The organism is Intrasporangium oryzae NRRL B-24470, assembly GCF_000576595.1.
GTDB lineage: Bacteria > Actinomycetota > Actinomycetes > Actinomycetales > Dermatophilaceae > Intrasporangium_C > Intrasporangium_C oryzae.
The window spans coordinates 21,845-44,700 of record NZ_AWSA01000019.1 but is presented as its reverse complement, the minus strand read 5'-3'; the positions used below and the strand labels follow the sequence as shown (position 1 = coordinate 44,700).

General features: G+C 70.8%; 21 protein-coding genes and 1 tRNA gene. 2 read left to right on the top strand and 20 right to left on the bottom strand.

Going from position 1 to position 22,856, the window contains the following annotated elements; translation table 11 throughout:
• Nucleotides 1-42 precede the first annotated feature (42 nt).
• The 5 genes from N865_RS10490 to N865_RS10470 all read right to left on the bottom strand — a co-directional run bounded on the left by N865_RS10490 (nt 43) and on the right by N865_RS10470 (nt 6,757).
• Nucleotides 43-594: an HIT family protein gene (locus tag N865_RS10490; RefSeq protein ID WP_034805238.1), complete on the bottom strand. Its 552-nt coding sequence runs from the start codon at nt 592-594 to the stop codon at nt 43-45.
• A 549-nt stretch (nt 595-1,143) separates the two neighbouring features.
• Nucleotides 1,144-3,129 (bottom strand): threonine--tRNA ligase, encoded by a 1,986-nt coding sequence (gene thrS, locus N865_RS10485; RefSeq protein WP_034805236.1) that lies wholly within the window; start codon nt 3,127-3,129, stop codon nt 1,144-1,146.
• 145 nt (nt 3,130-3,274) lie between these two features.
• Complete coding sequence (locus N865_RS10480; RefSeq protein ID WP_034805233.1) at nt 3,275-4,132, bottom strand: MaoC/PaaZ C-terminal domain-containing protein; 858 nt, start codon at nt 4,130-4,132, stop codon at nt 3,275-3,277.
• A gap of 10 nt (nt 4,133-4,142) precedes the next feature.
• Nucleotides 4,143-5,462, bottom strand: coding sequence for a 3-oxoacyl-ACP reductase (locus tag N865_RS10475; protein WP_034805231.1), 1,320 nt, complete (start codon nt 5,460-5,462; stop codon nt 4,143-4,145).
• Nucleotides 5,462-6,757 carry an acetyl-CoA C-acetyltransferase gene (locus N865_RS10470; RefSeq protein WP_034805228.1) on the bottom strand — a complete coding sequence of 432 codons (1,296 nt, stop codon included), beginning with the start codon at nt 6,755-6,757 and terminating at the stop codon, nt 5,462-5,464. The genes N865_RS10475 and N865_RS10470 overlap by 1 nt, the downstream gene beginning before the upstream one ends.
• 195 nt (nt 6,758-6,952) lie before the next feature.
• On the opposite strand from N865_RS10470, the gene N865_RS10465 reads away from it, so the two are divergent.
• Entirely contained in the window at nt 6,953-7,645 is a 693-nt protein-coding gene (locus N865_RS10465; protein WP_051510445.1) for a TetR/AcrR family transcriptional regulator, read from the top strand.
• Nucleotides 7,646-7,657: 12 nt separating this feature from the next.
• Here N865_RS10465 and N865_RS10460 read toward each other — a convergent pair whose 3' ends face one another.
• The 12 genes from N865_RS10460 to N865_RS10405 all read right to left on the bottom strand — a co-directional run bounded on the left by N865_RS10460 (nt 7,658) and on the right by N865_RS10405 (nt 19,895).
• Nucleotides 7,658-8,179: a flavin reductase family protein gene (locus N865_RS10460; protein WP_034805225.1), complete on the bottom strand. Its 522-nt coding sequence runs from the start codon at nt 8,177-8,179 to the stop codon at nt 7,658-7,660.
• Nucleotides 8,176-8,532, bottom strand: coding sequence for a hypothetical protein (locus tag N865_RS10455; RefSeq protein ID WP_034805222.1), 357 nt, complete (start codon nt 8,530-8,532; stop codon nt 8,176-8,178). The genes N865_RS10460 and N865_RS10455 overlap by 4 nt, the downstream gene beginning before the upstream one ends.
• 106 nt (nt 8,533-8,638) lie before the next feature.
• Nucleotides 8,639-9,574, bottom strand: coding sequence for a sugar phosphate isomerase/epimerase family protein (locus N865_RS10450; protein WP_051510444.1), 936 nt, complete (start codon nt 9,572-9,574; stop codon nt 8,639-8,641).
• Nucleotides 9,571-10,590 carry a Gfo/Idh/MocA family protein gene (locus N865_RS10445; RefSeq protein WP_034805219.1) on the bottom strand — a complete coding sequence of 340 codons (1,020 nt, stop codon included), beginning with the start codon at nt 10,588-10,590 and terminating at the stop codon, nt 9,571-9,573. Before N865_RS10445 ends, N865_RS10450 begins: the two co-directional genes overlap by 4 nt.
• Before the next feature lie 5 nt (nt 10,591-10,595).
• Nucleotides 10,596-11,531 carry a sugar phosphate isomerase/epimerase family protein gene (locus tag N865_RS10440; protein ID WP_051510443.1) on the bottom strand — a complete coding sequence of 312 codons (936 nt, stop codon included), beginning with the start codon at nt 11,529-11,531 and terminating at the stop codon, nt 10,596-10,598.
• Nucleotides 11,528-12,532: a Gfo/Idh/MocA family protein gene (locus tag N865_RS10435; RefSeq protein ID WP_034805215.1), complete on the bottom strand. Its 1,005-nt coding sequence runs from the start codon at nt 12,530-12,532 to the stop codon at nt 11,528-11,530. The genes N865_RS10440 and N865_RS10435 overlap by 4 nt, the downstream gene beginning before the upstream one ends.
• 49 nt (nt 12,533-12,581) lie before the next feature.
• Nucleotides 12,582-13,361, bottom strand: a complete 780-nt coding sequence (locus N865_RS10430; RefSeq protein WP_034805212.1) for an SDR family oxidoreductase — start codon at nt 13,359-13,361, stop codon at nt 12,582-12,584.
• Nucleotides 13,358-14,338, bottom strand: coding sequence for an NAD(P)-dependent oxidoreductase (locus N865_RS10425; RefSeq protein ID WP_034805209.1), 981 nt, complete (start codon nt 14,336-14,338; stop codon nt 13,358-13,360). The genes N865_RS10430 and N865_RS10425 overlap by 4 nt, the downstream gene beginning before the upstream one ends.
• A complete protein-coding gene (locus tag N865_RS10420; protein WP_051510442.1) occupies nt 14,331-15,581 on the bottom strand; it encodes a Gfo/Idh/MocA family protein in 1,251 nt (416 codons plus the stop codon). Before N865_RS10420 ends, N865_RS10425 begins: the two co-directional genes overlap by 8 nt.
• A 67-nt stretch (nt 15,582-15,648) precedes the next feature.
• The gene (locus tag N865_RS10415) at nt 15,649-16,443 is read right to left on the bottom strand and encodes an HpcH/HpaI aldolase family protein (protein ID WP_034805205.1); all 795 of its coding nucleotides are present in this window, start codon (nt 16,441-16,443) and stop codon (nt 15,649-15,651) included.
• The gene (iolD, locus tag N865_RS10410; protein WP_034805203.1) at nt 16,440-18,410 is read right to left on the bottom strand and encodes a 3D-(3,5/4)-trihydroxycyclohexane-1,2-dione acylhydrolase (decyclizing); all 1,971 of its coding nucleotides are present in this window, start codon (nt 18,408-18,410) and stop codon (nt 16,440-16,442) included. The genes N865_RS10415 and iolD overlap by 4 nt, the downstream gene beginning before the upstream one ends.
• Nucleotides 18,411-18,470: 60 nt before the next feature.
• Nucleotides 18,471-19,895, bottom strand: coding sequence for an aldehyde dehydrogenase family protein (locus N865_RS10405; RefSeq protein WP_245603726.1), 1,425 nt, complete (start codon nt 19,893-19,895; stop codon nt 18,471-18,473).
• A 30-nt stretch (nt 19,896-19,925) separates the two neighbouring features.
• On the opposite strand from N865_RS10405, the gene N865_RS10400 reads away from it, so the two are divergent.
• Nucleotides 19,926-21,197: a LacI family DNA-binding transcriptional regulator gene (locus N865_RS10400; RefSeq protein ID WP_245603723.1), complete on the top strand. Its 1,272-nt coding sequence runs from the start codon at nt 19,926-19,928 to the stop codon at nt 21,195-21,197.
• Between the two features lie 69 nt (nt 21,198-21,266).
• Here N865_RS10400 and N865_RS10395 read toward each other — a convergent pair.
• The 3 genes from N865_RS10395 to N865_RS10385 form a co-directional block, all read right to left on the bottom strand.
• A tRNA-Val gene (locus N865_RS10395) sits at nt 21,267-21,340 on the bottom strand.
• 142 nt (nt 21,341-21,482) lie between these two features.
• On the bottom strand, nt 21,483-21,968 hold the full coding sequence (locus N865_RS10390) for a TIGR02611 family protein (RefSeq protein ID WP_034805197.1): 486 nt from the start codon (nt 21,966-21,968) through the stop codon (nt 21,483-21,485).
• Complete coding sequence (locus N865_RS10385; RefSeq protein ID WP_034805195.1) at nt 21,965-22,813, bottom strand: aminotransferase class IV; 849 nt, start codon at nt 22,811-22,813, stop codon at nt 21,965-21,967. The genes N865_RS10390 and N865_RS10385 overlap by 4 nt, the downstream gene beginning before the upstream one ends.
• Between the last annotated feature and the right edge of the window lie 43 nt (nt 22,814-22,856).

The following is a 22,856-nucleotide window of genomic DNA, read 5'->3' as shown; positions in this document are numbered from 1 at the left end:
GACCGGAACCTGGCGGGCGGCCGATGCGCCGGCCGGCCGGCGTCAGGCGGTCGGCCAGCTCGCGACGATCCGCGCGCGGGTGTCCTCGAGCAGGTCCGGCAGGGCCTTCGTCTGCCCGATGATGGGCAGGAAGTTGGAGTCGCCGCTCCAGCGGGGCACGACGTGCTGGTGCAGGTGGGCAGCGACGCCGGCGCCGGCGACCGCTCCCTGGTTCATCCCGAGGTTGAAGCCGTGTGGCCCCGAGGCCGCCTGGAGAGCACGGACGGCGGTCTTGGTGAGCGCCGAGAACTCCGCCGTCTCGTCCTCGTCGAGGTCGATGTAGAGCGAGACGTGGCGGTAGGGGCAGACGAGCAGGTGCCCGGGGTTGTACGGGAAGAGGTTCATAACCACGTAGCAGTGCGTGCCTCGGTGGACGATGAGACCCTCGGAGTCTGCCTTGCCTGGGGCCGCGCAGAACGGACAGCCCTGGCCCGGCTCGTCGGTCGGCCGATCACCGAGGATGTAGGCCATCCGGTGCGGGGTCCAGAGACGCTCGAAGCCGTCGTCGACGTGGGCGAAGGCGTGCGCCGACTCCGGCTCGGGCGTCTCGATCATGTCGGAATCCTAGGGTGTGGTCGCCGCATCGGAGCGGTCGGCCCTCGCCCGTCCGGGTGCTCCGGACGCGTGTCGATTGGCCGAATCGGCCCTCGACCCGGTTCAATGGAGACGGGCCCTGCGGTGTGTGAGATCGCAGGGCCCTTTCCGCTGCCCGCGCTCCCAGGACAGGGAACGGCCCCGCGGGTGTGAGAGCCGCAGGGCCGGGGCGTTCCCCACCGAAGCGCGTCTGCTGCTCGGCAGCTGGCGGGTCGGAAGGGTGAAGCCCCGGGAAGTATGAGTTCCCGGGGCTTCTTTCTTCTTCGCCGAAGCGAATCAGAAACCGTTTCGCCGAAGCGATTCGGTACTTCCTTTGTATGCCTACGGGGCGTCCGGCGCAAGGGGTTCAGCCGGCCGATTCTCGGCTGTTTCCCGGCCGACGGCGTGTCGGGCCGAATCGTCGGCGTGTCGCCCGTGACGCACGCTGGGCGGGGTCGGAGCGCGCGCTCCGAGCCCGGCCCAGCGGCATACGACTCCGGCCGTCTGGCGGCTCTGGAAGACCGCTCGAGGTCAGACCTGCGCGCGCGACTCGATCGCGGCGAGGATCTCGGCGATCGCGTCGGCGACCGGGACGCCGTTCTTCTGGGTGCCGTCGCGGTAGCGGAAGGACACGGCGCCGTTGGCGCGGTCCTCCTCCCCCGCGATGAGGACGTAGGGCGCCTTCGACTTGCTCGCGTTGCGGATCTTCTTCGGGAAGCGGTCGTCGCTCGCGTCGAGCTCGACGCGGACACCCTTGCGCTTCAGCTGGTCGAGGACGTCCTGGAGGTAGTCGGCGTAGTCCTCCGCGACGGGCACTCCGAGGACCTGCACCGGCGCGAGCCACACGGGGAACGCGCCGGCGTAGTGCTCGACGAGGACCCCGAGGAAGCGCTCGATCGAGCCGAACTTCGCCGAGTGGATCATGACCGGCTGCTGGCGGGACCCGTCGGCAGCCTGGTACTCGAGACCGAAGCCCTCGGGCTGGTTGAAGTCGTACTGGATCGTCGACATCTGCCACGTGCGCCCGATCGCGTCGCGGGCCTGGACCGAGATCTTCGGGCCGTAGAACGCCGCGCCACCCGGGTCGGGGACGAGCTCGAGGCCGGAGGCCGTCGCCACGTCCTCGAGAACCTTGGTCGCGACCTCCCACTGCTCGTCGGAGCCGATGAACTTCGAGGACTTCTCGCCCTCGGTGTCGCGGGTCGACAGCTCAAGGTAGAAGTCGTCGAGACCGAAGTCCTTGAGCAGCCCGAGCACGAAGTCGAGCAGGTGCTTGACCTCGCCCGGGGCCTGCTCGGGGGTGACGTAGCTGTGCGAGTCGTCCTGGGTGAGACCGCGCACGCGGGTCAGGCCGTGGACCACGCCCGACTTCTCGTAGCGGTAGACCGTCCCGAACTCGAAGAAGCGCAGCGGCAGCTCGCGGTAGGACCGGCCCCGCGACTGGTAGATGAGGTTGTGCATCGGGCAGCTCATCGCCTTGAGCTGGTACTTCGCACCCTCGAGCTCCATCGGCGGGAACATCGTGTCGGCGTAGTACGGCAGGTGGCCGCTCGTGTGGAACAGTCCGTCCTTGCTGATGTGCGGGGTGCCGACGTAGGAGAAGCCCTCCTCGACGTGCCGCCGACGGACGTAGTCCTCCATCTCGCGCTTGATGACGCCGCCCTTCGGGTGGAACACGGGCAGGCCCGAGCCGAGCTCGTCGGGGAAGGAGAAGAGGTCCATCTCGGCGCCGATGCGCCGGTGGTCGCGGCGCTCGGCCTCTGCGAGGCGGTCGAGGTAGGCCTTGAGGTCGTCCTTGGTCGGCCACGCGGTGCCGTAGATGCGCTGCAGCTGGGGGTTCTTCTCGGAGCCGCGCCAGTAGGCCGCCGCGACGCGCATGAGCTTGAACGCGTTGCCGATGAGCTTGGTGTCGGGGATGTGCGGGCCGCGGCAGAGGTCGCCCCAGGCGCGGGTGCCGTCCTTGCGGATGTTGTCGTAGATCGTCAGCTCGCCGCCGCCGACCTCGACTCCTGCACCCTCCGCGGCGTCGTCGGCGTTGCCGCCCTTGAGACCGACGAGCTCGCACTTGTACGGCTCGTGCGCGAGCTCGACGAGCGCGTCAGCGTCGGTGACGACGCGGCGCGAGAAGGTCTGGCCCTCGTTGATGATCCGCTGCATGGCCTTCTCGAGGGCCTTGAGGTCGTCGGGGTGGAACGGCTTCTCGACGTCGAAGTCGTAGTAGAAACCGTCCCGGACGGGCGGACCGATGCCCAGCTTGGCCTCGGGGTTGACGGACTGGACGGCCTGTGCGAGGACGTGCGCGGTGGAGTGGCGCAGGACGGCGAGGCCGTCGGGGCTGTCGATGGCGACCGGCTCGACGACGTCGCCGTCGGCGACGACGTGGAAGAGGTCACGCAGCTCGCCGTTGACCCGCGCGACGACGACGGCGCGGTCACCCTCGAAGAGCTCACCCGCCGTCGTCTGCTCCGCGACCGATCGCTCGCTTCCGGCGACGGTGACGGTGATCTGTGCAGACACGGTTGGTGCTCCTCGGAGTGCGGACCCGACCTCTTCCGGCCGGATCGAGTCGTATGCCGCAGGGTTGCGGCGGTCTCAGCCTATCGAGAGCGCGCGACCGGCTGCGACGGGCATTCGGTCGGGCCGGGCTCGTTGTCGTGCCGGGTCACCACGTGTTCTCGATGACGGCGTGCTCGACCTCTCCCGTGAGGTTCTCGAGGCGCGAGAGGGTGCGGCTCGGCTCGAAGGCGGAACGCAGCCGAACGGTCGATGGCAGGCGCACCGGCTTGCGGAACCACACCCGGCTCGTGAGCCCGGCCTCGGGCAGCCGCGGGCCGAGCGCCGCGAGCGCCCGCGCGTAGTGGTACATCCCGTGGGCGATCGCGGTCGGGAAGCCGAAGGGTCGCGCGGCGAGGGCGTGCACGTGGATCGGGTTCCAGTCGCCGGAGACAGCGGCATACGACCGTCCCGTGCCCTCCGCGAGGCGCCAGACGGGGCCGGCGGGGACGTCGGCGAGCGGCTCGAGTCCCGGCGGGTCGGACACCTGGGCCTCGGGGTGGCCGGCCCCGCGCGAGAGGTAGGTGCTCACGCCGCGCCAGACGAGCTCGCCCTCGATGCGCGCCTCGGAGACGAGGTCGACCTGCCGGCCGCGGCGGTGCGGCCGAAGGTCCTGTGCCCAGACGGTGAGGGCGAGCTCGTCCGTCACCAGGAGGGGGCGCAGGAGGGTGATGGCGTTCGTCACGTGGACTGCGCCGAGGAGAGGCAGGGGAAAGCCCTCGTGGCTCATGACCGCCATCTGCAGGGGGAAGGCGAGCAGGTGCGGGTACGTCAGCGGCAGGGTGCTCGAGAGCGGGAAGCGGCAGACGCGCACGTATGCGGCGAGAGCGTCGAGGTCCACTCGTATGCCGTCACGCACCGCCCGCACGTCGGGGAGCGTCTCGCTGTCGCTCCCCCGGCGTAGGGCGCCGGTCGCGTAGATGCGCCTGAGGTCCGGGGCGGTGTCGAAGGAGAGGGTCGTCGTCATCACGCCTCCTTCAGGCACCGAGGAGGCTCTGGCCGCAGACCCGCAGGACCTGGCCCGTGACGGCCGCGGCCCCGGGTTGGCTGAGCCAGGCGATCGCCTCGGCAACGTCCTTGGGCTTGCCGCCCTGCTGGAGGGAGTTCATGCGGCGCCCGATCTCCCTCGTGGCGAAGGGAATCCGGGCGGTCATCTCGGTCTCGATGAAGCCCGGGGCGACGGCGTTGACGGTGATCCCCCGGTCGCGCACCTGGTCTGCGAGGGCCGTGACGAGTCCGATGACCCCCGCCTTGCTCGCGCCGTAGTTGGTCTGGCCGCGGTTGCCCGCGATCCCCGCGATCGAGGCGACACAGACGATGCGTCCGCCTTCGCTGAGGGCGCCCTCGCCGAGGAGCGCCTCGTTCATCCGCAGGATCGAGCGGAGGTTGACGTCGATGACACTCGACCAGCGGGCCTCGTCCATGTTGACGAAGAGCTTGTCGCGGGTGATGCCCGCGTTGTGCACGACGATGTCGAGGCCCCCGTGGCGGGAGACCGCATGCTCGACGATGCGGGTCCCGGTGTCGGGCGCCGTCACGTCGAGCTGCAGGGCCGTGCCCCCGACCTCGTTGGCGACGCGGGCGAGGGCGTCACCCGCTGAGGGCACGTCGACGGCGACGACGGTCGCCCCGTCCCGCGCGAGGACGCGTGCGATGTCGGCACCGATGCCGCGGGCCGCACCGGTGACGACCGCGACCCTGCCGTCGAGCGGCTTGACCGGGTCGTCGTCGACGCCGGCCCCCGCGTCGACGCGCACCACCTGGCCGTCGACGTAGGCCGAACGGCCGGAGAGGAAGAAGCCGACGGCCGACCACGCGCCGGCCGAGGCGTCGCCGCGAGCCAGGACGAGGTTGGCCGTGGCGCCCCGGCGCAGCTCCTTGCCGAGCGAGCGCACGACCCCCTCGAGCGCCCGCTGGGTCGCGACCTCGGTGACGTCGGTGAGGGTCGCCGGGTCGGTGCCGATCACGACGACCCGCCCGTTGGTCCGCAGGCGCTTGACGGCCGGGGCGCCGAGGACGCGGAGGGCGTCGAGGTCCTCAGGGTCGGTCGCCGAGCTGAGGTCGAGGACGACGGCCCCGATCGTGTCGATCGCCTCCTCGACGGATCCGACGGTCACGAGTCCGGCGGCCCGCAGTGACTCGGAGAGGCTCGCGGCGAAGCGACCCTCGCCGGCGACGAGCACCGGGCTGTCGCAGAGCGGGGTGCCCGGCTCGTAGCGGCGCAGGCGGGTCGGCTGCGGGACCCCGACACGCTTGGCGACAGGCGAGCCGATCAGCGTGGAGAGAAAGTCGCTCATCATGCCTCCAGGATCGCGACGACGCCCTGGCCGCCTGCGGCGCAGATGGAGATGAGGCCGCGGCCGCCGCCGTTGTCCTTGAGCTGCTTGGCGAGCGAGGCGACGATGCGCCCCCCGGTTGCGGCGAACGGGTGCCCGGCGGCGAGGGAGGAACCGTTGACGTTGAGCCGGGCGCGGTCGATGGCGCCGAGGGGCGCGTCGAGTCCGAGCCGCTCGCGGCAGAAGTCGGGGTCCTCCCAGGCCTTGAGCGTCGTCAGGACCGTTGCCGCGAAGGCCTCGTGGATCTCGTAGAGGTCGAAGTCCTGCAGCGTGAGGCCGTTGCGAGCGAGCAGCCGGGGCACGGCATAGACGGGAGCCATGAGCAGGCCCTCGTCTCCGTGGACGTAGTCGACGGCCGCGGTCTCGGCGTCGACGAGCCAGGCGAGTGGGGTGAGCCGGTGCTCGGCGGCCCACTCCTCGCTGGCGAGCAGCACGGCCGAGGCGCCGTCGGTGAGCGGGGTCGAGTTCCCGGCGGTCATCGTCGCGCCCTCGCCGCGGCCGAACACCGGCTTGAGGGTGGAGAGCTTCTCGACGGTGGAGTCGGGACGAAGGTTGGTGTCCTTCGTGACGCCGAGATAGGGCGTGACGAGGTCGTCGAAGAAGCCCCGGTCCCAGGCCGAGGCGAGGTTGCGGTGGCTTGCGGCGGCGAGCTCGTCCTGCGCCTCGCGGATGACCCCCCACTGGGCGGCGGTGAGGGCCATGTGCTCGCCCATCGACAGCCCGGTCCGCGGCTCGAGGTTCTCGGGGACGGACGGGACGAAGTGTCCGGGCCGCAGGCCTGCGAGCGCCTTCGCCCGCTGGGCCGGCGTCTTGGCGCGGTTGGCCGCAAGCATCGTCTGGCGCAGGCCCTCGCTCACGGCGATCGGCGCGTCGCTCGCGCTGTCGACGCCACCGGCGATGCCCGCGTCGATCTGGCCGAGGGCGATCTTGTTCGCGACGAGGATCGCCGCCTCGAGGCCGGTGCCGCAGGCCTGCTGGACGTCGTAGGCCGGCGTGCGTGGGTCGAGGCGGGTGCCGAGGACGGTCTCACGGGTCAGGTTGAAGTCGCGGCTGTGCTTGAGGACGGCTCCGGCGACGACCTCGCCGAGCCGCTCCCCCGCGAGTCCGAAGCGGGCCACGAGGCCGTCGACGGCGGCCGTCAGCATGTCCTGGTTGGAGGCCTTGGCGTAGGGGCCGTTGGCGCGGGCGAAGGGAATGCGGTTGCCGCCGAGGACGGCGGCGCGCCGCGGCGCCCGGGGACGGGGCTGGGAGGCCATGGATCTCTCCTGAGTTCGTCGTCGAAGCCGTGGGTCGAGGCCGGGTGCAGGCCGGGCAGGCCGGGTGCAGGCCGGGCAGGCCGGGTGCGGGCAGATCGCGGGTGCGGAACCCGTCCCTGCACGAGCTCGATCTCGCTCCAAGATAACCGATACCGCCAGTAGTCGGTACGGGGAGTACCTGTTAGTTTCGTGGACATGGACGACACCACCCGCGACGACTCCCGCCGCGGCAGCCCCGCCCCGCGGGTCGCGCCCGCTCGGGACGGTCGCGACGCGCGCTGGGAGCAGCACCGCTCGGAGCGCAGGGCCGCCATCGTCGACGCGACGATCCGCGCCGTCCGCAGGCACGGGGCCGCGGTGGGGATGGACGACATCGCCGCCGAGGCCGGCACGAGCAAGACGGTGGTCTATCGCCACTTCGACGACAAGGCGGGCCTGTACCGGGCCGTCGCGGCTCGGATCGACCAGCGGGTCGTCGGCGACGTCGGCGACGCGATGGCGCGGGCCCGGGCGTCCGACGACGATCTGCGCCACCTGATCGCCTCGACGGTCGAGGCCTACCTGTCGCTCGTCGAGTCCGACACCGAGGTCTACCGCTTCGTCGTCAACCGTCCTCTCGTGGACCAGCCCCTCCCCGACGACCCGGTCGGGGGCACGGTCGGGGAGGTCACCGACCGGCTGACCCGTCTCCTCGAGCAGTCGCTGCGCGGCACCGAGGTCGACTCGGGACGAGCCCGGCTGTGGGCGGTCGCCCTCGTCGGGTCCGTCCGTGCCGTTGCCGACGACTGGCTTGCGTCGCCGGACCGCCGGCCCCGCGAGGAGCTCGTCGAGCTGCTCACCGAGCTGGCCTGGCGGGGCCTCTCCCCCTGGGTCGGCGACGCTCCCTAGGCGCGGTCGTCGTCAGGCTGTGGGGCGTTGGTAGCGCCCGCGGCGGTGGACGAGCGGCTGCTCGGTGTCGGCCACCTCGACGTGCTCGATCATCGTCTCGACGAGGACGGACCAGCCGACCTGCCTGCGAGAGGCGCGGTCGAGGCGGACGCCCGCCCAGGTGCCGGCGGGCTCGAGGCGCGGTCCCCACGGGGTCTGCACCCACGTGCCGAGCCGGAACGGACCGCCCGGGGCGGGCCGCACCCCCGCGAAGGCGTCGGCGAGGTCCCGATGGCGCCACTCGAGGAGCGACACGACGGCCGTCCCCGTCTCCTCGAGGCGTTCGAGAAGGTCAGCGTCGGGGTGGAGCAGACCCACGATGTGACCAGGGTTCCCCCCGGCGACGAGGTAGGACGACACCGTGAGCCCGACCCGCTCGATCCCCTCCCCCGCCGTCCAGAGCGAGACCGTCCCACCGATGCGGCCCCGGAGTCGGCGCACCGGGTCACGGTCGTCGTCGGAGGGCAGGAACGGGTGCTCGGAGTGGATCGTCACGCGCTGTCCGGCTGGGCGACCAGGACCATGTCGTCGACCGACACGCGGCCCGGCTCGAGCACGTCGGCGTACACACCGGCGCACTGGGCCGGTTTGCGGGTGATCGTGAGCACGCAGTCGCCGACCCGCACGACCCGACCGACGAGGCCCTCGAGCACGGCCGGGTCGATGTCGAGGACGAGGTTGGCCTTCGGGTGGGTCTCGACGAACTCCTCGACGGCCACGAGGTGCACGGCGTGCTTCTTGGCACGGTTGCCCTGCGGCCCTGTCGGGGTCACGTCGACCGAGTCGAGCTCCTGCCCCGGCGAGTCGGAGTCGGGATAGATGAAGAGGCTCGAGACGGTGGCGTTCATGAACCACACGCTAGCCGCCCGGACGCTACTGGGTGCCTGGTCAGCGGACGCGAACCGAGCCGTGGCAGCGACGCGGAGGGCGGCGACGGGACGGCCCCGCGGCGCGTCACCGCCCGTCGTCGGCCTCTCTCCGCGCGCGGTCCAACACGCTCCAGGCGGTCACGGTCGCCCGGTGGAGAGACTCGTCCAGAGGCTGCGACCGGTGTTCGTCGGACAGGATCTCGACACCCCACGGTCCGTTCCAGCCGGCGGTCCGCAGGGCCGTGATCATGGCCGTGAGGTCGAACGTGCCCTCACCGCAGTAGCGGCGACGATGGACCGTGTCCTCGAAGAGCGTGCCCATGACCTGCTCGTCGGCGTCGTTCAGCTCGACGCCTACGATGCGGTGCAGCGGCACGGTCGCGAGATCAGAGGGTGGCGTGTGTCCCCGGGCGATGTGCCAGGTATCGATGACCACGCCCCCCGACTCGTGTCCGGCGTCCTCGACGAGCCGCAGCCCGTCGTGCAGCGTCTTGATGTTCGACCAGGGGAAGAACTCGATCCCGAGCCTCGTGCCGACCCCCTCGGCCTGGGCCGCGAGCTCAGCGAACCTCGCGGCCCAGAGGCCCGGGTCCCACGGGCCGTCGTCGCCGTCTGGCGTGACCTTGATGTGCCTGGCGCCGAGCGCCTCGGCCGCAGCGAGCAGATCGTGGCGGACCCGGTCGGACTCCTGACGGTGGGCTCCGGCGTCCCACCAGTACGGGATTCCCTCGAGCTCGAGGTGCACCATGCCGTTGTCGGAGAGCATGGTGCGGATTCCGGCCAGCCCGTAGGCCGCCACGGCGGCGGGCAGGTCGTCGGACAGCAGGCCGAAGCCTCGGAAGCCAGCCCTCGAGGCGGCCTCGATGCGGTCGCGAAGGGTCAGCGGGCTGCGCAGGTCCGGTCGGTCCGACGCGGCGTCGCCTGCGGTCGTCCAGCAGGTGGCGAGCAGCTCGTCGGAGGTGTCGCTGGGACCCCCGTGCGACCTCACGCTGTCGCGAGTGGGATGCGTCGACGCGCTCATCGGAGACCACCCTCCAAGGCCGCGTGGGCCGGCCGCGGCTGCAGACCGACCGCTTCGTAGCACTGGTCGATCAGGCGCATCGTCCTGACCGCATCGGCCGCGTCCGTGGGGGCGGGCACGCCCGTGCGAACCGCGGTCGTGAAGGCCTCGAGCTGGTAGGTGTAGGACGATCGGGTGCCGAGGTGCTCGGTGCGGCTGCCCTTGCTCGTCGTGACGATGAGCCGGTCGTCGTTGTGCGGATTGACGAAGTCGGCGATCACCGCCTCCCCCGCGGTGCCGATCAGGCGATGGCTCATCTGGTGGTGGTCGCTGGCCATGTTGCACCCCGCGGTTCCGGTGACGCCGTTCGGGAACCGCAGCTCGGCGGTGAGCCACTCGTCGACCCCGGGGTGCCCCTGCCGTTCGCCGCCGGTCGCGCTGACCAGGGCCGGCTCGCCGCCCACGAACGGGGCGAGCATGCGCAACGAGTGCAGGCTGTAGCAGCCGAGGTCCATGAGGGCACCACCTGCGAGCTCCAGTGACCATCGCGGATCGCTGTCGGCCGGCGCCGGCATGTCCATGACGGTCTCGACGTGCCGCAGCTCACCGAGCTCGCCGCTGGCGAGGATGGCGTGCAGTCGCGCGACGAGCGGGTGCCAGAGGTAATGGAAGCCTTCGAAGAACTGGCGATCGGATCTGCTCGCCACCGCCGCGACCTCCTCGGCCTCGGCGGCGTTGCTGGCAGAGGGCTTCTCCGTGAAGACGTGCTTCCCTGCGGCAAGGGCGGCCTTGTTCCACGGCGCGTGCAGGCTGTTGGCCAGTGGGTTGTAGACCGCCTCGACTTCGGGATCGTTGATGACGTCGAGGTAGGACTCGTGGACTCTCTCGATGCCGTGGGCCTCGGCGTAGGCCGCGGCGCGCGCGGGGTCGCGCGCAGCGACCGCCACCAGTCGGGCACCGGTGATCGCGGCCGGCTTGACGACGGCGAGGTCGGTGATGCGGGCGGCTCCGAGGATGCCCAGCCTCAGCGGTTCCATGCCGCTCACCGCGGCATCGGAGTCGACGAGGCGTTGAGCACGTCGCGAACGTGGTCGGCACTGATGCGGACGTCGTGCACGGGGCCCTCGCCGCGCGGCTCCTCGGTGAGGATGGTGTCCTGTTCGAGCGTGTACCACCCGGTGTAACCGGCGCCCTGAAGGGTGTTGACGATGGCTGCGATGTCGACGTCCCCGGTGCCCAGCGGGCGGTACATCCCTCTCACGACGCCTTCGGTATAGGTGAGGCGGCCGGCGCGCACCTTGTCCGCGATGGTGCTGTCCACGTCCTTGAGGTGGGTGTGTGCGATGCGGTCCGCTGACTGACGGGTCAGCTCGGCCGGATCGGTCCCGCCGATCAGCAGGTGACCGGTATCGAGGCACAGGGCGATGGAGGATCCCTCGAGCACCCGCTCCACCTCGGGACCGGACTCGATCATCGTGCCCACGTGCGGGTGCAGCACCGCCCGCACACCGTGCTCAGCGGCCAGGTGCGCGATGCGGTCGAGGTTGTCCAGCAGCCGCGTCCAGCCGGCATCATCGAGGATGGGCCGCGCGTCGTAGCCGTCGAGTCCGGACACCGCGGAGAGCACGAGGACCTCGGCGCCGGTGGCGTCGTAGCCCGTGAGGATCCGACTGATCTCGGGGAGTGGGTCGTGGCCCTCCTGGTGCATCAGGAGGGGGGTGAAGCCCCCCACCGCGGTCAGGTGATGGCTCTCGAGCACGGCGGCCATCTCCTGCGGATCGCTCGGAAGGAACCCCTCGGGGCCGAGCTCGGTCGCAGCGAGCCCGACGTCGTGCATCTCGGCGAGCACGCGCTCCGGGGTGAGCTGATAGCCCCAGTTCGGGACCTCGCAGACTCCCCAGGAGATGGGTGCGCCGGCGATCCTGCTCAGGGCGGCTTCGGATGCAGGAGCACCTGCGTGCAGGTTGGGATCGGTCATGACGGTCGGACCTCGTTGATCTGCACCGGGCGGTGCTGTTGGAGGGAGAGGGTGGCGGCTTCTGCGATGACGGCAACGGCCAGGGCATCGTCGACGGTGCACGGTGACGTCCGTTGCCCGGCGACGACCGCGGTGAACGCGTCGAGCTCGGCGTGGAAGGCACTGGCCAGCCGGTCCATGAAGAAGGTGGCCGGCGGCCCGGCGGGCCAGGTGGCATCGGGTTCGAGGTTGCGAAGCGGCGTGGCATCGCTCCAGCCGGCGGCGACGCTGTCGCCGGTGCCGTGCAGCTCCAGCCGGACGTCGTAGCCGCGCGGGTTGTAGCGCGTGTTGGACACGACCGCGGTGGCACCGTCGTCGAAGGTCAGGACCGTGGCCGCCGTGGCGACGTCGCCGAACTCGGCGAAGAAGGCGTCACCCTTGGCGCTGCCGGTGGCATAGACCTCGACGACCTCGCGACCGGTGACCCAGCGGACGGTGTCGAAGTCGTGCACGCTGCAGTCGCGGAAAATCCCACCGGACGTCTCGATGTACCCCCGCGGGGCTGGCGCGGGGTCGAGGGTGGTGGACCTCACGGTGTGGACCCATCCGAGCTCGCCGGACTCCACTGCCGCCCGAGCCGCACTGAAGGCGGGGTCGAAGCGGCGTGGGTAGCCGACCTGCACCGGTATGCCGCTGTCGTTGACGTACCGGGCGATCGCGGCGGCCTCCGAGAGGTCGCCCGACAGCGGCTTCTCGCAGAACACGGGTATGCCGGCGTCCACCCCGGCCCTGATCAGCTCGGTGTGCGCGTTGGTGGCCGCAGCGATGACGATGGCATCGACCCCGCCACGGATCAGGGCCTCCGGAGAGTCGGCCACCGCCGCACCGACCCGTTCCGCGACGGCCTTCGTGGTTTCGGGAACGACGTCGGTGACGACCAGGGAGTCGACGGCGGGAAGCCGGGACAGGGTGTCGGCGTGAAACGAGCCGATCCTGCCGAGACCGATCAAGCCAAGGCGCATGGTTCTCTCCTCGATGCGAGTTGGAGGTTGACGATGATGACGAGCCCGGTCACCCGAGGCCGCCGATGACGTTCTGGTCCCAGTCGATGACCGAGCCGGTGACGACGCCGCTCCGTTCGGAGAGCAGGAAGACCACGAAGTCCGCGATCTCGTCGACCTGCCCGAGCTTGCCCATCGGCAGGCGGGCAGCCGCTTCCCGCTGCCAGTCCGGGCCGGCATCGTGCGCATGCCGTTGGGTGACGTCCTCGCCGTCGGTGGCCGACCACCCCATGTTCAGGCCGTTGATCCTGATGCGGTCCCAGCGGTGGGCGTGGGCAGCGTTCTTCGTCAACCCCGCCAGTCCTGCCTTCGCCGCAACGTACGGCGCGAGGAATGCCTGTCCACCGTGTGAGTCGATGGAGATGACGTTGACGATGGTGCCGGGTTCGCCCCGCCGCACCATGTCGGCGATCGCTGCCTGCATGAGGAAGAAGGGAGCCCTGAGATTCACCGCGATGTGCTGGTCGAACAGCTCTGGCGTCGTGTCGAGAATGGTGCCCCGGGTCGTCAGTCCGGCCGCGTTGACGAGGCAGTCGATCCGCCCGTGTCGCTCGACCGTCGCCACGACCGCGGCCCGCGCCTGCGGCACATCGCCGATGTCGGCGCGAACGAAGACGGCGTCGGCCCCGGTGCTCCGGAGCTCAGCAGCGACCTGCTCACCGCGTTCGGTGTTGCGGCCGGCCAGCACTAGGCGGGCACCTTCCCGAGCGGCGGCCCGTGCGATGCCGGCGCCGAGACCCTGGGTGCCGCCACTGATCAGCAGCACCTTGCCTGTCAGCAGGTCCTTCATGTCGACTCCACGGGGGTGGTCGCCGCGTCTGCCGCCGGTTCCCAACCCGGATTGGCCACCGCGGCCGGCTGGTGGCCGGTCAGCACGTCGAGGACTCCTTGCGCCGCCTCGACGAACGTGGCTGCGCTGGCCTTCCGGCTCAGCCCCATCAGGTGGGGGGTGAGGACGACGTCGGGGTGGTCGAAGAGCGGGTGGTGCTGCGGGGGCTCAGGGTCGAAGACGTCGAGGCCGACGCCGCCGAGCCGCCCGTCCTGCAGTGCAGCGTGGACCGCGTCGAGATCGGTGAGCGCGCCGCGGCTGCAGTTGACCAGCACGGCTCCCGTCTTGACGTGACGGAGCAGCTGGGATCCGACGAGGTGACGGGTGGACTCGAGCAGCGGGAGGTGCAGCGTGATGACGTCGCTGCGGCTCACGAGGTCGTTCAGGTCCGCACAGCGGACATCGGCCGGTGGCTCACTGACGGGGTCGTAGGCCAGAACCGTCATGCCCAGGGCGGCGCCGAGGGTCGCGGCCCGCCGCCCGATGCGGCCGTAGCCGACCACACCGAGCACCGACCCGGCGAGGTCCCCCACCGGAACGGAGTCGCGCTCCGACCAGCGGCCGGATCTGACGAGGGTGGTGAGCCGCCCGAACCGCTTCACGAGATGCATCGCCATGGCGATCGCACCCTCGGCGACCGCCGTGGTCCCGGCGCCCGGCGTGACCACGACCGCGATGCCCCTGGCCGTGGCCGCGGCGAGGTCCACTCGCTCGACGCCCACCCCGGTGCGCGCGACGACCCGAAGACGCGGCATACGGTCCAGCAGCTCGGCGTCCACGCGCGCATCCGCGCGGGCGATGGCGCCCTCTGCCTGCGCCAGGTCCGTGCCGGTCGGCTCCGGAACGAACCGGCACTGGCCACCGAGTACCGGGGTCACGAGGTGCGGGTCGACTCGTCCGAGGCCGACGACGACCGGCAGCTCCGCGGTCTCAGGCATTGCTGCCGACCGTCTCGCGTCGGTGACCGAAGGTGGCGCCCGGGACCGTCGGGACGTGGTGCCACTGCCCGTCGACCGCCGACGCTGCCGCAGCGGCGATGACCTCGGCGTCGGCGAGGGCCTCCTCGATGGTCGAGTTGCGCTGCTCGCCCCCGGTGACGGCGACGAGGAACTTCTTGGCCTCGACCACCTTGAGGTCGTCGTAGCCCAGGCTGTTGCCCGGCCCCGGTTGGAACGCCGCGTACTCGCCCTGGGACGCGTTGCCCAGGATGGTGGTGTAGCCCTGGTTGGGACCGGTGCGTCCGAGGGCCAGCTTGAGCTCGTTCATCTGCTCGAAGTTCCACGACGCTGAGCCCTCGGTGCCGTACACCTCGAACCCCAGCCCGCACTGGGGCCCGACGATGACTCTCGACGCCTCCAGGGTGCCGACGGCGCCGGCTGCGGGTGAGTCCGCGGCGAAGCGGACGAGAGCGGCTGCATAGTCGTCGTTCTCCACCTCGCCGAGCTCGCCGTCCTCGATCACGGCGAAGTGGGTGGCCTGGCCCATCGGCAGGATGGGTCTCTGCCGGTGCACGGTGGAGAGCAGCCCGTTGACGTCACTGATCGGGCCGACGACGTACTGCATCAGATCTACGACATGGCTGAGCAGGTCCCCCAGCGCGCCGCTGCCCGCGAGGTCCTTCTTGAAACGCCAGGACAGCGCCCCGTTGGGCTCGGAGGCGTAGCCGTTGAAGAAGACGGCGCGAACGTTCGTGATCCGTCCCAGCTCGCCGTTCGCGATGAGCTCACGGATGCGTTCGACCGCGGGGGCGTGCCGGTAGTTGTAGCCGATCGAGGTCGTGACACCCGCTGCGGCCGCGGCAGCGGCGACGGCGGCGGTGTCGACGGCATCCCGACCGACGGGCTTCTCGATCCAGAACGACTTGCCGGCCTCGGCCGCGGCGACGCCGATCTCGCGGTGCAGCAGGTTCGGCGCGCAGATCGAGACGACGTCGACCTCGGGGTCCGCGAGCACGTCCCGGTAGTCGGTGGTGCCCTTCGCGTAGCCGAGGACGTTGCGGGCGTACTCGACCCGATCGGGCGCCGTGTCCGCGGCGTGCACCAGCCGGGGCCGGATGTTGAGCTCCGGGTAGACCACGGGAACGGCCTGATAAGCACGGCTGTGCAGCTTGCCCATCCAGCCGACGCTGATCAGTCCCACTCCCAGCTCGGTGATGCCCTTGTCGGTGATGTGTCCAGCCATGTCGATGTCGCTTTCTGAGGAGAAGGGAAGTAGATGAGGGGGTGAGCCGGCCGTCGGGCGGCCCGCCTCAGTCGCGGTCGCGCCGCCCGGCGAGGTGCAGCGCCGATCGGGACGCAGCCGCGAGCAGCGTCGAGTCGGAGCCGATCGCCACGAAGGTCCAGCCCTGGTCGAGACGCTGAGCCGCGGCGGCCCCGTCGTTGACGAGCAGGCCGCAGGCCTTGCCGTGCCGTTGGGCCGCGGAGAGAACCGCCTGGAGCGCTTCGACGAAGGCTGGGGCGCTGGTGTCGCCGGGGACACCGAGGTCGTGGCTGAGGTCCCGGGGGCCGATGAACAACACGTCGACACCGTCGATGGCGGCGATCTCGTCGGCCGCGGCAACCGCGGCTGCGGACTCGATCTGGACGACGACGAGGATCTCCTCGTCGGCACGGTCCAGGGCGCCCGGGTCGAGCCCGAACCGGCAGGCCCGGTTGTAGGTCGCGACGCCGCGGTCCCCCCGCGGAGGAAACCGGAGGTGGGTCATGGCGTCGCCGACCTGACGCGCATCGTCCATCCGGGGCAGCATGATCCCCGCAGCCCCGTTGTCGAGCACACGACCCATCCGGATCCTGGCATCGGTCTCGACCCGGACCACGGTCGGCACCCCGTAGGCGCCGGCCACCGGGACGACGTCGCGGACCTGCTCCTCGCCGCCGGCACCGTGCTCCAGATCGAGCAGCAGCCAGTCGAACCCGGCAGCGGCGCACACCTCGGCGGTGACGGCGGAGGCAGTGCCCAGGAAGGTTCCCACCGTGGCCTGCCCGTTGCGGACCGCCCGGGCCAGGGCTCCGTGGTTGAGCGGGCCGGAGGCGTCGGCGGTCATCCGAACCACCGCTGGGTCTGACGGTCCTGCTCGTACTCCGCGCGGAGCGCGGGCACTGTCGGGACCTCGGAGACCTCCGCCGGGGCGACGTCCCACCACACCCCCGCCGGGGGGAGGTCAGCATGCGGGATCACCGGTACGACGATGATGACGGTTCCTCGGTGCCCGCGGGTCTCGTCGAGTGCGCCGCGCAGCTCGGCCGCGGTGGTGGCGCGCCGGGCCTTCGCCCCTAGCCCGGACGCGATCTGAACGAGGTCGACGGACAGGTACTCGCCGCCCAGGCGCGCCGCCTTCTCGACCTCCGTGGCGTCCGCGAGCTCGAGCGGCTCGGTGCGGTAGCGGAACTCGTTGCCGAACTCCCGGCCGCTGCGGAACATCTGGAGGCGGTGGATCACCTGGTAGCCGTGGTTCTCGGGGATCACCACGGTGATGGGCAGGCCCTCCTGCGCGGCCGTGACCAGCTCGGTGGGTGCCATCAGGAAGGTCCCGTCGCCGAGGAGCGCCGTCACGCGGGCCGATGGGTCGCGGTGCGCCATCCGGATCCCCATCGCGGCCGGGATCTCGAACCCCATGCACGAGAAGCCGAACTCCAGGTGGCAGGTCCGCCCGTCCGTGGCATCCCACACCTTCTGCAGGTCACCGGGAGGACCGCCGGCCGCAGCGACGATGACGTCGCCCGCGCGGGCCTGCTCCTGCAGGATGCCGATGACCTGTCCCTGGGTGAGAACCGCGTCGGTGGTGGTGACGACGTCGGAGTCGGCCGAGACCGCGGACTTGTCGAAGAGCTGGTCCGGGTCGAGCGCATCCGACCGCTCGATCGCCCAGGCGTCGGCGAGCTCCTCGACCCGGTTCCTCCACGCCGGCTCGGGGCTCTTGCCGCGCTCGGAGACCGCCTCGGCGAGCGCGGCCAGGCTGCGCTTGGCATCGCCGATGACGCCGAGGGCGCCCAACCGGTCTGCGTCGTGCACGTTGACGTTGATGCTGGCGAACCGCACGTCGGGGTTGGCGAAGATCGAGTGCGACCCGGTGGCGAAGTCGGTCAGCCGCGAGCCCACCGTGAGCACGACGTCGGCCTCGTTGGCCAGCGTGTTGGTGGCCGGGGTGCCTTCGAGGCCGATGCCGCCGACCTGCCACCAAGCACGGGTCTGCACGGCTCCCTTGCCGCCGAAGGTCTCCGCGACGGGCGCCCCGATGGCGGCGGCGAGCACCTCGAGCTCGCCGGTGGCGTCCGAGTAGATCACGCCGCCCCCGGCGATGATGATCGGCCGCTTGGCGCCGGCGAGAAGTGCTGCGACGGCCTCGACCTCGTCGGCGTCGGGAGCGGGCCGGCGGATCACCCAGTCACGCTCGGCGAAGAACTCGGCGGGGAAGTCGTAGGCGTGCGACTGGACGTCCTGCGGCAGGGACAGCACGACGGCACCGGTCTCGACCGGGTCGACGAGGGTCCGTATTGCCGCCGGCAGCGCGGTGAGCAGCTGCTCGGGGCGGGTGATCCGGTCGAAGAACCGGCTGACCGGCCGGAAGGCGTCGTTCACGGTCAGGTCGGCATCGATGGGGTGCTGCAGCTGCTGCAGGACCGGGCCCTGGTGGCGGGTGGCGTAGGTGTCGCCCGGCAGGAGGAGGACGGGCAGCCGGTTGACCGTCGCCAGCGCGGCGCCGGTGACCATGTTCATCGCACCGGGGCCGATCGAGGCGGTCACGGCGAGGGTCGCCCGACGTCGCGAGTGCTTGGCGAAGCCGACCGCCGCATGGACCAGCGCCTGCTCGTTGCGACCCTGGACGAAGGGCATCGTCTCACTCAGCTGGTCGAGGGCCTGGCCCAGACCGGCGACGTTGCCGTGCCCGAAGATGCCCAGGGTGGCAGGGATCAGCCTGCGGCGTTCCCCGTCGGCGACGGAGTGCTGACGGGACAGGTAGGTCACCACCGCCTGGGCGACGGTCAGTCGAATGGTGGGCGTCGTGGTCATCGTCCGGGCTCTTTCTGGGGGAAGGAATGAGGTCAAGGGAGAACGGGAGGGGGCCGGGCTCTACCAGGGCCGGCCGTGCAGGATGACGGTCTTCACATCGGTCATCTCGGCGACCGCGCTCCGCGGGCCCTCCTTGCCGATCCCGCTGCCCTTCAGACCGCCGTAGGGCATGAGGTCGGCGCGCCACAGCGGGGTCCAGTTGATGTGGATGGTGCCGGCGTCGAGCTCACGGATGGCCCGCACCGCACCCGAGACGTCCGAGGTGAAGATCCCGGCGCCGAGTCCGTATGCCGTCCCGTTGGCCTGCGCGATCGCGGCCTGCCAGTCCACCGCGGTGGATACGGCGACGGCGGGTCCGAAGAGCTCGTCCTGGCTGAATGGTGACCGAGGGTCGACATCGGAGACCACGGCCGGCGAGATGATGGCGCCATCCCGTTCCCCACCCGTCAGCACCGTGGCGCCGTCCTGGACAGCCGCGCGGATCGACCGCTCGACCCGCTCCGCCTCCTGCTCGGTGATCAGGGTGCCCATGGTCGTATCGACCGAACCGGGGTCCCCGGTGCCGATCTTCTGCACCCGAGGCACGAGGGCGTCGAGGAAGTCACCGGCGATCTTTGGGTGGGTGATCACCCGTTGCACCGAGATGCACACCTGTCCTGCGTTCACGAAACCTCCGAGAGCGACGGCCCGCGCCGCAGCCTCGATGTCCGCGTCGGGCAGCACGACCACGGGGCAGGACGCGCCCAGCTCGAGCGACAGCCTCTTCACCCCGGCCCTCTGGGTGATGCGGGTGCCGGTGAGGGTCGAGCCGGTGAACGAGACCTTGTTCACGCGAGGGTCGGCCACGAGTGCGTCGCCGAGTTCCCCGCCAGGGCCGGTCAGGACCGACAGGACCCCCTCTGGGAGGCCCGCGTCGACGAAGCACGCGGCGAGCGCGAGGGCGGTCAACGGTGTGGTGCGAGCCGGTTTGAGCACCACTGCATTGCCTGCGGCCAGCGCCGGTGCGACCTTGTGGAGCACCAGGAGTGAGGGGTAGTTGAACGGCGTGATGGCCACCACCACACCGACCGGCTGGCGGACCGTGAAGCCGACCTTGTCGAAGCCCGTCCCGGGGTTGGCGTCGAGCGGCAGCGAGTCGCCGTAGAGCTGCGTTCCCTCGAACGCCGCCAGCCGGATCAGCTCACCGGACCGGGACGCCTCGCCACGGGCTTCCGTGATGGCCTTGCCGGCCTCTGCGCTGATGGTCTGCGCGATTAGCTCTGCCCGCTCGTCCGCCAGCGCGGCCGCCTCCAGCAGGATCCGCATCCGCTGGTGGGCTGGGGTTCGCCGCCAGACCCGGGCCCCCTCGGTGGCCGCGGCGAGAGCGACCTCCACATCGTCGCGCCCCGCCACGCACACCGAGCCGACGACCGCCCCGTCGAAGGGCGAGGTCACATCCTCACGACGCCCCGAAACGGCCCCGACCCACTGGCCACCGACCAACATCTCCACGTTGAGCTCCGTCCATCGACACTGATGTCGGACCGCGGGGGTTCACTCGCGCAACCTGCGGTCTGTTCCCCTCAGCGTGACGGTCACGAGTCCAAAGGGTCAAGCAAACGGATCCATCAAAAACCCATCACGGACAAGATCCATATCTCCCGCCACGCGCGGCCGACTGCACCGCGCGGAACCTGCGCGGAATCGCTCCAGCCAGCCAAGCTTCCTCACGTGGGCAATCTTGCAGAGCCATCAGCAATCCATCAGAATGGGCAGATGCCTCACCCGTATCCGATCCGTGAGATCGCTCGTCAGTCCGGACTGAGCGAGGCGACGGTCGACCGCGTGCTGAACAAGCGACCCGGGGTGCGGCCCAGCACCGCCGCAAACGTCGCCCAGGCGATCGCCGATCTCGACAGGCAGCGCAGCCAGCTGCGTCTCAGCGGGCGGACGTTCCTCGTCGACCTCGTCATGCAGACTCCCGACCGGTTCTCCTCTGCCGTCCGGTCCGCCCTGGAGCTCGAGCTGCCCATGCTGCGGCCGGCAGTCGTGAGATCGAGGTTCGACTTCCGGGAGACGGCACAGCCGGGCGAGCTCGTGAGGACGCTCGACGACATTCGCCGCCGTGGCTCGATGGGGGTCATTCTCAAGGCACCCGACGAGCCCGAGATCAGTGACGCGATCGGACGGCTGCACGACAGTGGGATTCCGGTGGTCACGCTGGTCACCGACATCCCCTTGAGCCCGAGGGTTGCGTATGTGGGCATGGACAACCGGGCCGCCGGCGCGACCGCGGCCTACCTCATCGACCAGTGGCTCACCGCAGGCGACGACGCCGTCCTGATGGCCTTGAGCCGGAGCGCGTTTCGCGGTGAGGAGGAGCGCGAGATGGGCTTCCGAGCCACGATGCGCGAGCGAGCAGGTGGACGCACCCTGATCGAGGCCACCGATACGGACGGCATCGACACGGCCGTCCGCGACCAGACCATCTCACTTCTCCGCGACCATCCCGGGATCACCGCGGTGTACTCCATCGGTGGAGGCAACAAGGCCATCCTCGAGGCGTTCGAGCTCATGGGCAGGCCGTGCCGAGTGTTCATCGCGCACGATCTCGACCGAGACAACCTGTCGCTGATCCAGGACCGGAAGATCACCGCGGTCCTTCACCACGACCTGCGCCATGACATGCGCCGTGCGTGCCGCGTGATCATGCAAGCCAGCGGGGCGCTCGACGGGCCGATCGAGTCGATCCCGTCCCAGATCAACATCATCACGCCGTACAACGTTCCGTCCCAGCCCCTCCTGTGAGACACCACGGATCAGGGCCGACGAAGGCCCCCGGTCTGCGTCTCCGCAGGGGGGGCCTTCGTGATCTCGTGGACGTGAAGGGACTCGAACCCCTGACCTCTCGCGTGTGAAGCGAACGCTCTAACCAACTGAGCTACACGTCCGGGCGCCGGCGACGAGATGAAGCGGGCGACGGAGGGAAACAATAGCGCCCCCCGCGCGAACGCGGTAATCGCCCCCGAGCGTGTCGTCCCCGGGTGGACGCCGCAGCCGCGTCCTGCTCATTAAGACCCCGAGAACCCCTGGTCAGTCGATGCCCGGGAGGCGCCCGAGAAGCTCCTCGGCCCACTGCGGGAGGAACGCAGGGACCCCCTGCCAGGCGAGGTAGGCCCAGACCACGGCCCAGAGGCAGAGCAGCGTGCCGAGGGCCACGAGGCCACGCATCCACAGCGCCTGGGCCATGATCCAGTCGTTCCACCGGGCGACGTGGTGGCGGGCGAAGTCGAGCCACCGCTGGGCGAACTCGAACTCGCTCGCGAGGATGAGCAGGCCGAGGAAGACGACGAGCCAGCCGGGCCCCGGCGCCGGCACCATGATCAACCCGACGACGGTGACGAGCGTCCCGACCAGGCCGATGGCGGCCCGCCAGACGACGGCCGTGACCCGGTTGCGGCGCAGCCGGGCACGCCAGGCCCACCGGTCCTCGTCGGCGTCGAGCAGGACGTCGGGATCCGAGTAGTCGACCTCGCCGCCCCTCCTGCCGGCGTCGCACTCCCCCGAGCGCGGGCTCACGGGTCGAGATCCCGCGCTGCGTTGGTGTGGAAGACCTCCTGGAGCATGGCCGTGACCGGCCGCTCGGACGGGAGGACGTGATCGTCGACCGCGCTGATGGGCAGGACATCCTTCGTCGAGCTCGTGATGAACACCTCGTCGGCCCGGGTGATGACGTCGAGCGGCAGCGCCTCCTCGCGGATCTCGACGCCGGCGGCCCGACCCCACTCGAGGACGAGCTCCCGCGTGATCCCGGGCAGCAGGCCGGAGTCCGCGGGCGGGGTGAGCACCACGCCGTCGACGACGACGAAGACGTTGCTGCCGGTGCACTCGCAGAGCTCGCCGCGCGTGTTGCCGAAGACGGCCTCGATCGCGCCGACCTGCTTGGCTCGGGCGAGCGCGACGACGTTCTCGGCATACGACGTGGTCTTGAGACCGGCCACCGCCGAGCGCTCGTTGCGTGTCCAGGGCACCACGGTGAGAGTCCCGGACGCGGGCGGCAGGGGCTGCGGCGCGGCCAGGACGATGTAGGAGAGGGAGGCGTCGTGGCGGTCCGAGCCGAGCGGGCCGACGCCTCCCGTGACGCTGTAGCGCAGCCGCCCGAAGTCGATCGTGGGGCCGTCGAGGACGGCGGCGATCCCCTGGCCGAGGTGGTCGAGGTCGAGCGGGGGCAGGCCGAGCCCGGCAGCCGAGCGCTCGAGCCGGCGATGGTGCCGGCTCAGGGCGAAGGGGCGACCGTGGATGATCTTGGCCGTCTCGAAGACGCCGTCCCCGACCGTGACCGCGTGGTCGAGCGCCGAGATGGCGGGCGCGGTGGGTCCGACGAGGGCCCCGTCGACCCAGACGCGGGGGGTGATCTCGCTCATGCCTGCTGGTGCCTCTTTCGTGCAGCTTGGGGTCCGGCGACGA

What these genes read in the sequence shown, in the direction of transcription:
- N865_RS10480 (WP_034805233.1), bottom strand. Translation starts at nt 4,132, where the DNA reads ATGACGACGACCCTCTCCTTCGACACCGCCCCGGACCTCAGGCGCATC.
- N865_RS10430 (WP_034805212.1), bottom strand. Translation starts at nt 13,361, where the DNA reads ATGAAGGACCTGCTGACAGGCAAGGTGCTGCTGATCAGTGGCGGCACC.
- N865_RS10470 (WP_034805228.1), bottom strand. Translation starts at nt 6,757, where the DNA reads ATGGCCTCCCAGCCCCGTCCCCGGGCGCCGCGGCGCGCCGCCGTCCTC.
- N865_RS10440 (WP_051510443.1), bottom strand. Translation starts at nt 11,531, where the DNA reads ATGACCGATCCCAACCTGCACGCAGGTGCTCCTGCATCCGAAGCCGCC.
- N865_RS10415 (WP_034805205.1), bottom strand. Translation starts at nt 16,443, where the DNA reads ATGACCGCCGACGCCTCCGGCCCGCTCAACCACGGAGCCCTGGCCCGG.
- iolD (WP_034805203.1), bottom strand. Translation starts at nt 18,410, where the DNA reads ATGACCACGACGCCCACCATTCGACTGACCGTCGCCCAGGCGGTGGTG.
- N865_RS10465 (WP_051510445.1), top strand. Translation starts at nt 6,953, where the DNA reads ATGGACGACACCACCCGCGACGACTCCCGCCGCGGCAGCCCCGCCCCG.
- N865_RS10420 (WP_051510442.1), bottom strand. Translation starts at nt 15,581, where the DNA reads ATGGCTGGACACATCACCGACAAGGGCATCACCGAGCTGGGAGTGGGA.
- N865_RS10405 (WP_245603726.1), bottom strand. Translation starts at nt 19,895, where the DNA reads ATGTTGGTCGGTGGCCAGTGGGTCGGGGCCGTTTCGGGGCGTCGTGAG.
- N865_RS10425 (WP_034805209.1), bottom strand. Translation starts at nt 14,338, where the DNA reads ATGCCTGAGACCGCGGAGCTGCCGGTCGTCGTCGGCCTCGGACGAGTC.
- N865_RS10490 (WP_034805238.1), bottom strand. Translation starts at nt 594, where the DNA reads ATGATCGAGACGCCCGAGCCGGAGTCGGCGCACGCCTTCGCCCACGTC.
- N865_RS10475 (WP_034805231.1), bottom strand. Translation starts at nt 5,462, where the DNA reads ATGAGCGACTTTCTCTCCACGCTGATCGGCTCGCCTGTCGCCAAGCGT.
- N865_RS10435 (WP_034805215.1), bottom strand. Translation starts at nt 12,532, where the DNA reads ATGCGCCTTGGCTTGATCGGTCTCGGCAGGATCGGCTCGTTTCACGCC.
- N865_RS10445 (WP_034805219.1), bottom strand. Translation starts at nt 10,590, where the DNA reads ATGGAACCGCTGAGGCTGGGCATCCTCGGAGCCGCCCGCATCACCGAC.
- N865_RS10450 (WP_051510444.1), bottom strand. Translation starts at nt 9,574, where the DNA reads ATGAGCGCGTCGACGCATCCCACTCGCGACAGCGTGAGGTCGCACGGG.
- N865_RS10400 (WP_245603723.1), top strand. Translation starts at nt 19,926, where the DNA reads ATGTCGGACCGCGGGGGTTCACTCGCGCAACCTGCGGTCTGTTCCCCT.
- N865_RS10455 (WP_034805222.1), bottom strand. Translation starts at nt 8,532, where the DNA reads ATGAACGCCACCGTCTCGAGCCTCTTCATCTATCCCGACTCCGACTCG.
- N865_RS10385 (WP_034805195.1), bottom strand. Translation starts at nt 22,813, where the DNA reads ATGAGCGAGATCACCCCCCGCGTCTGGGTCGACGGGGCCCTCGTCGGA.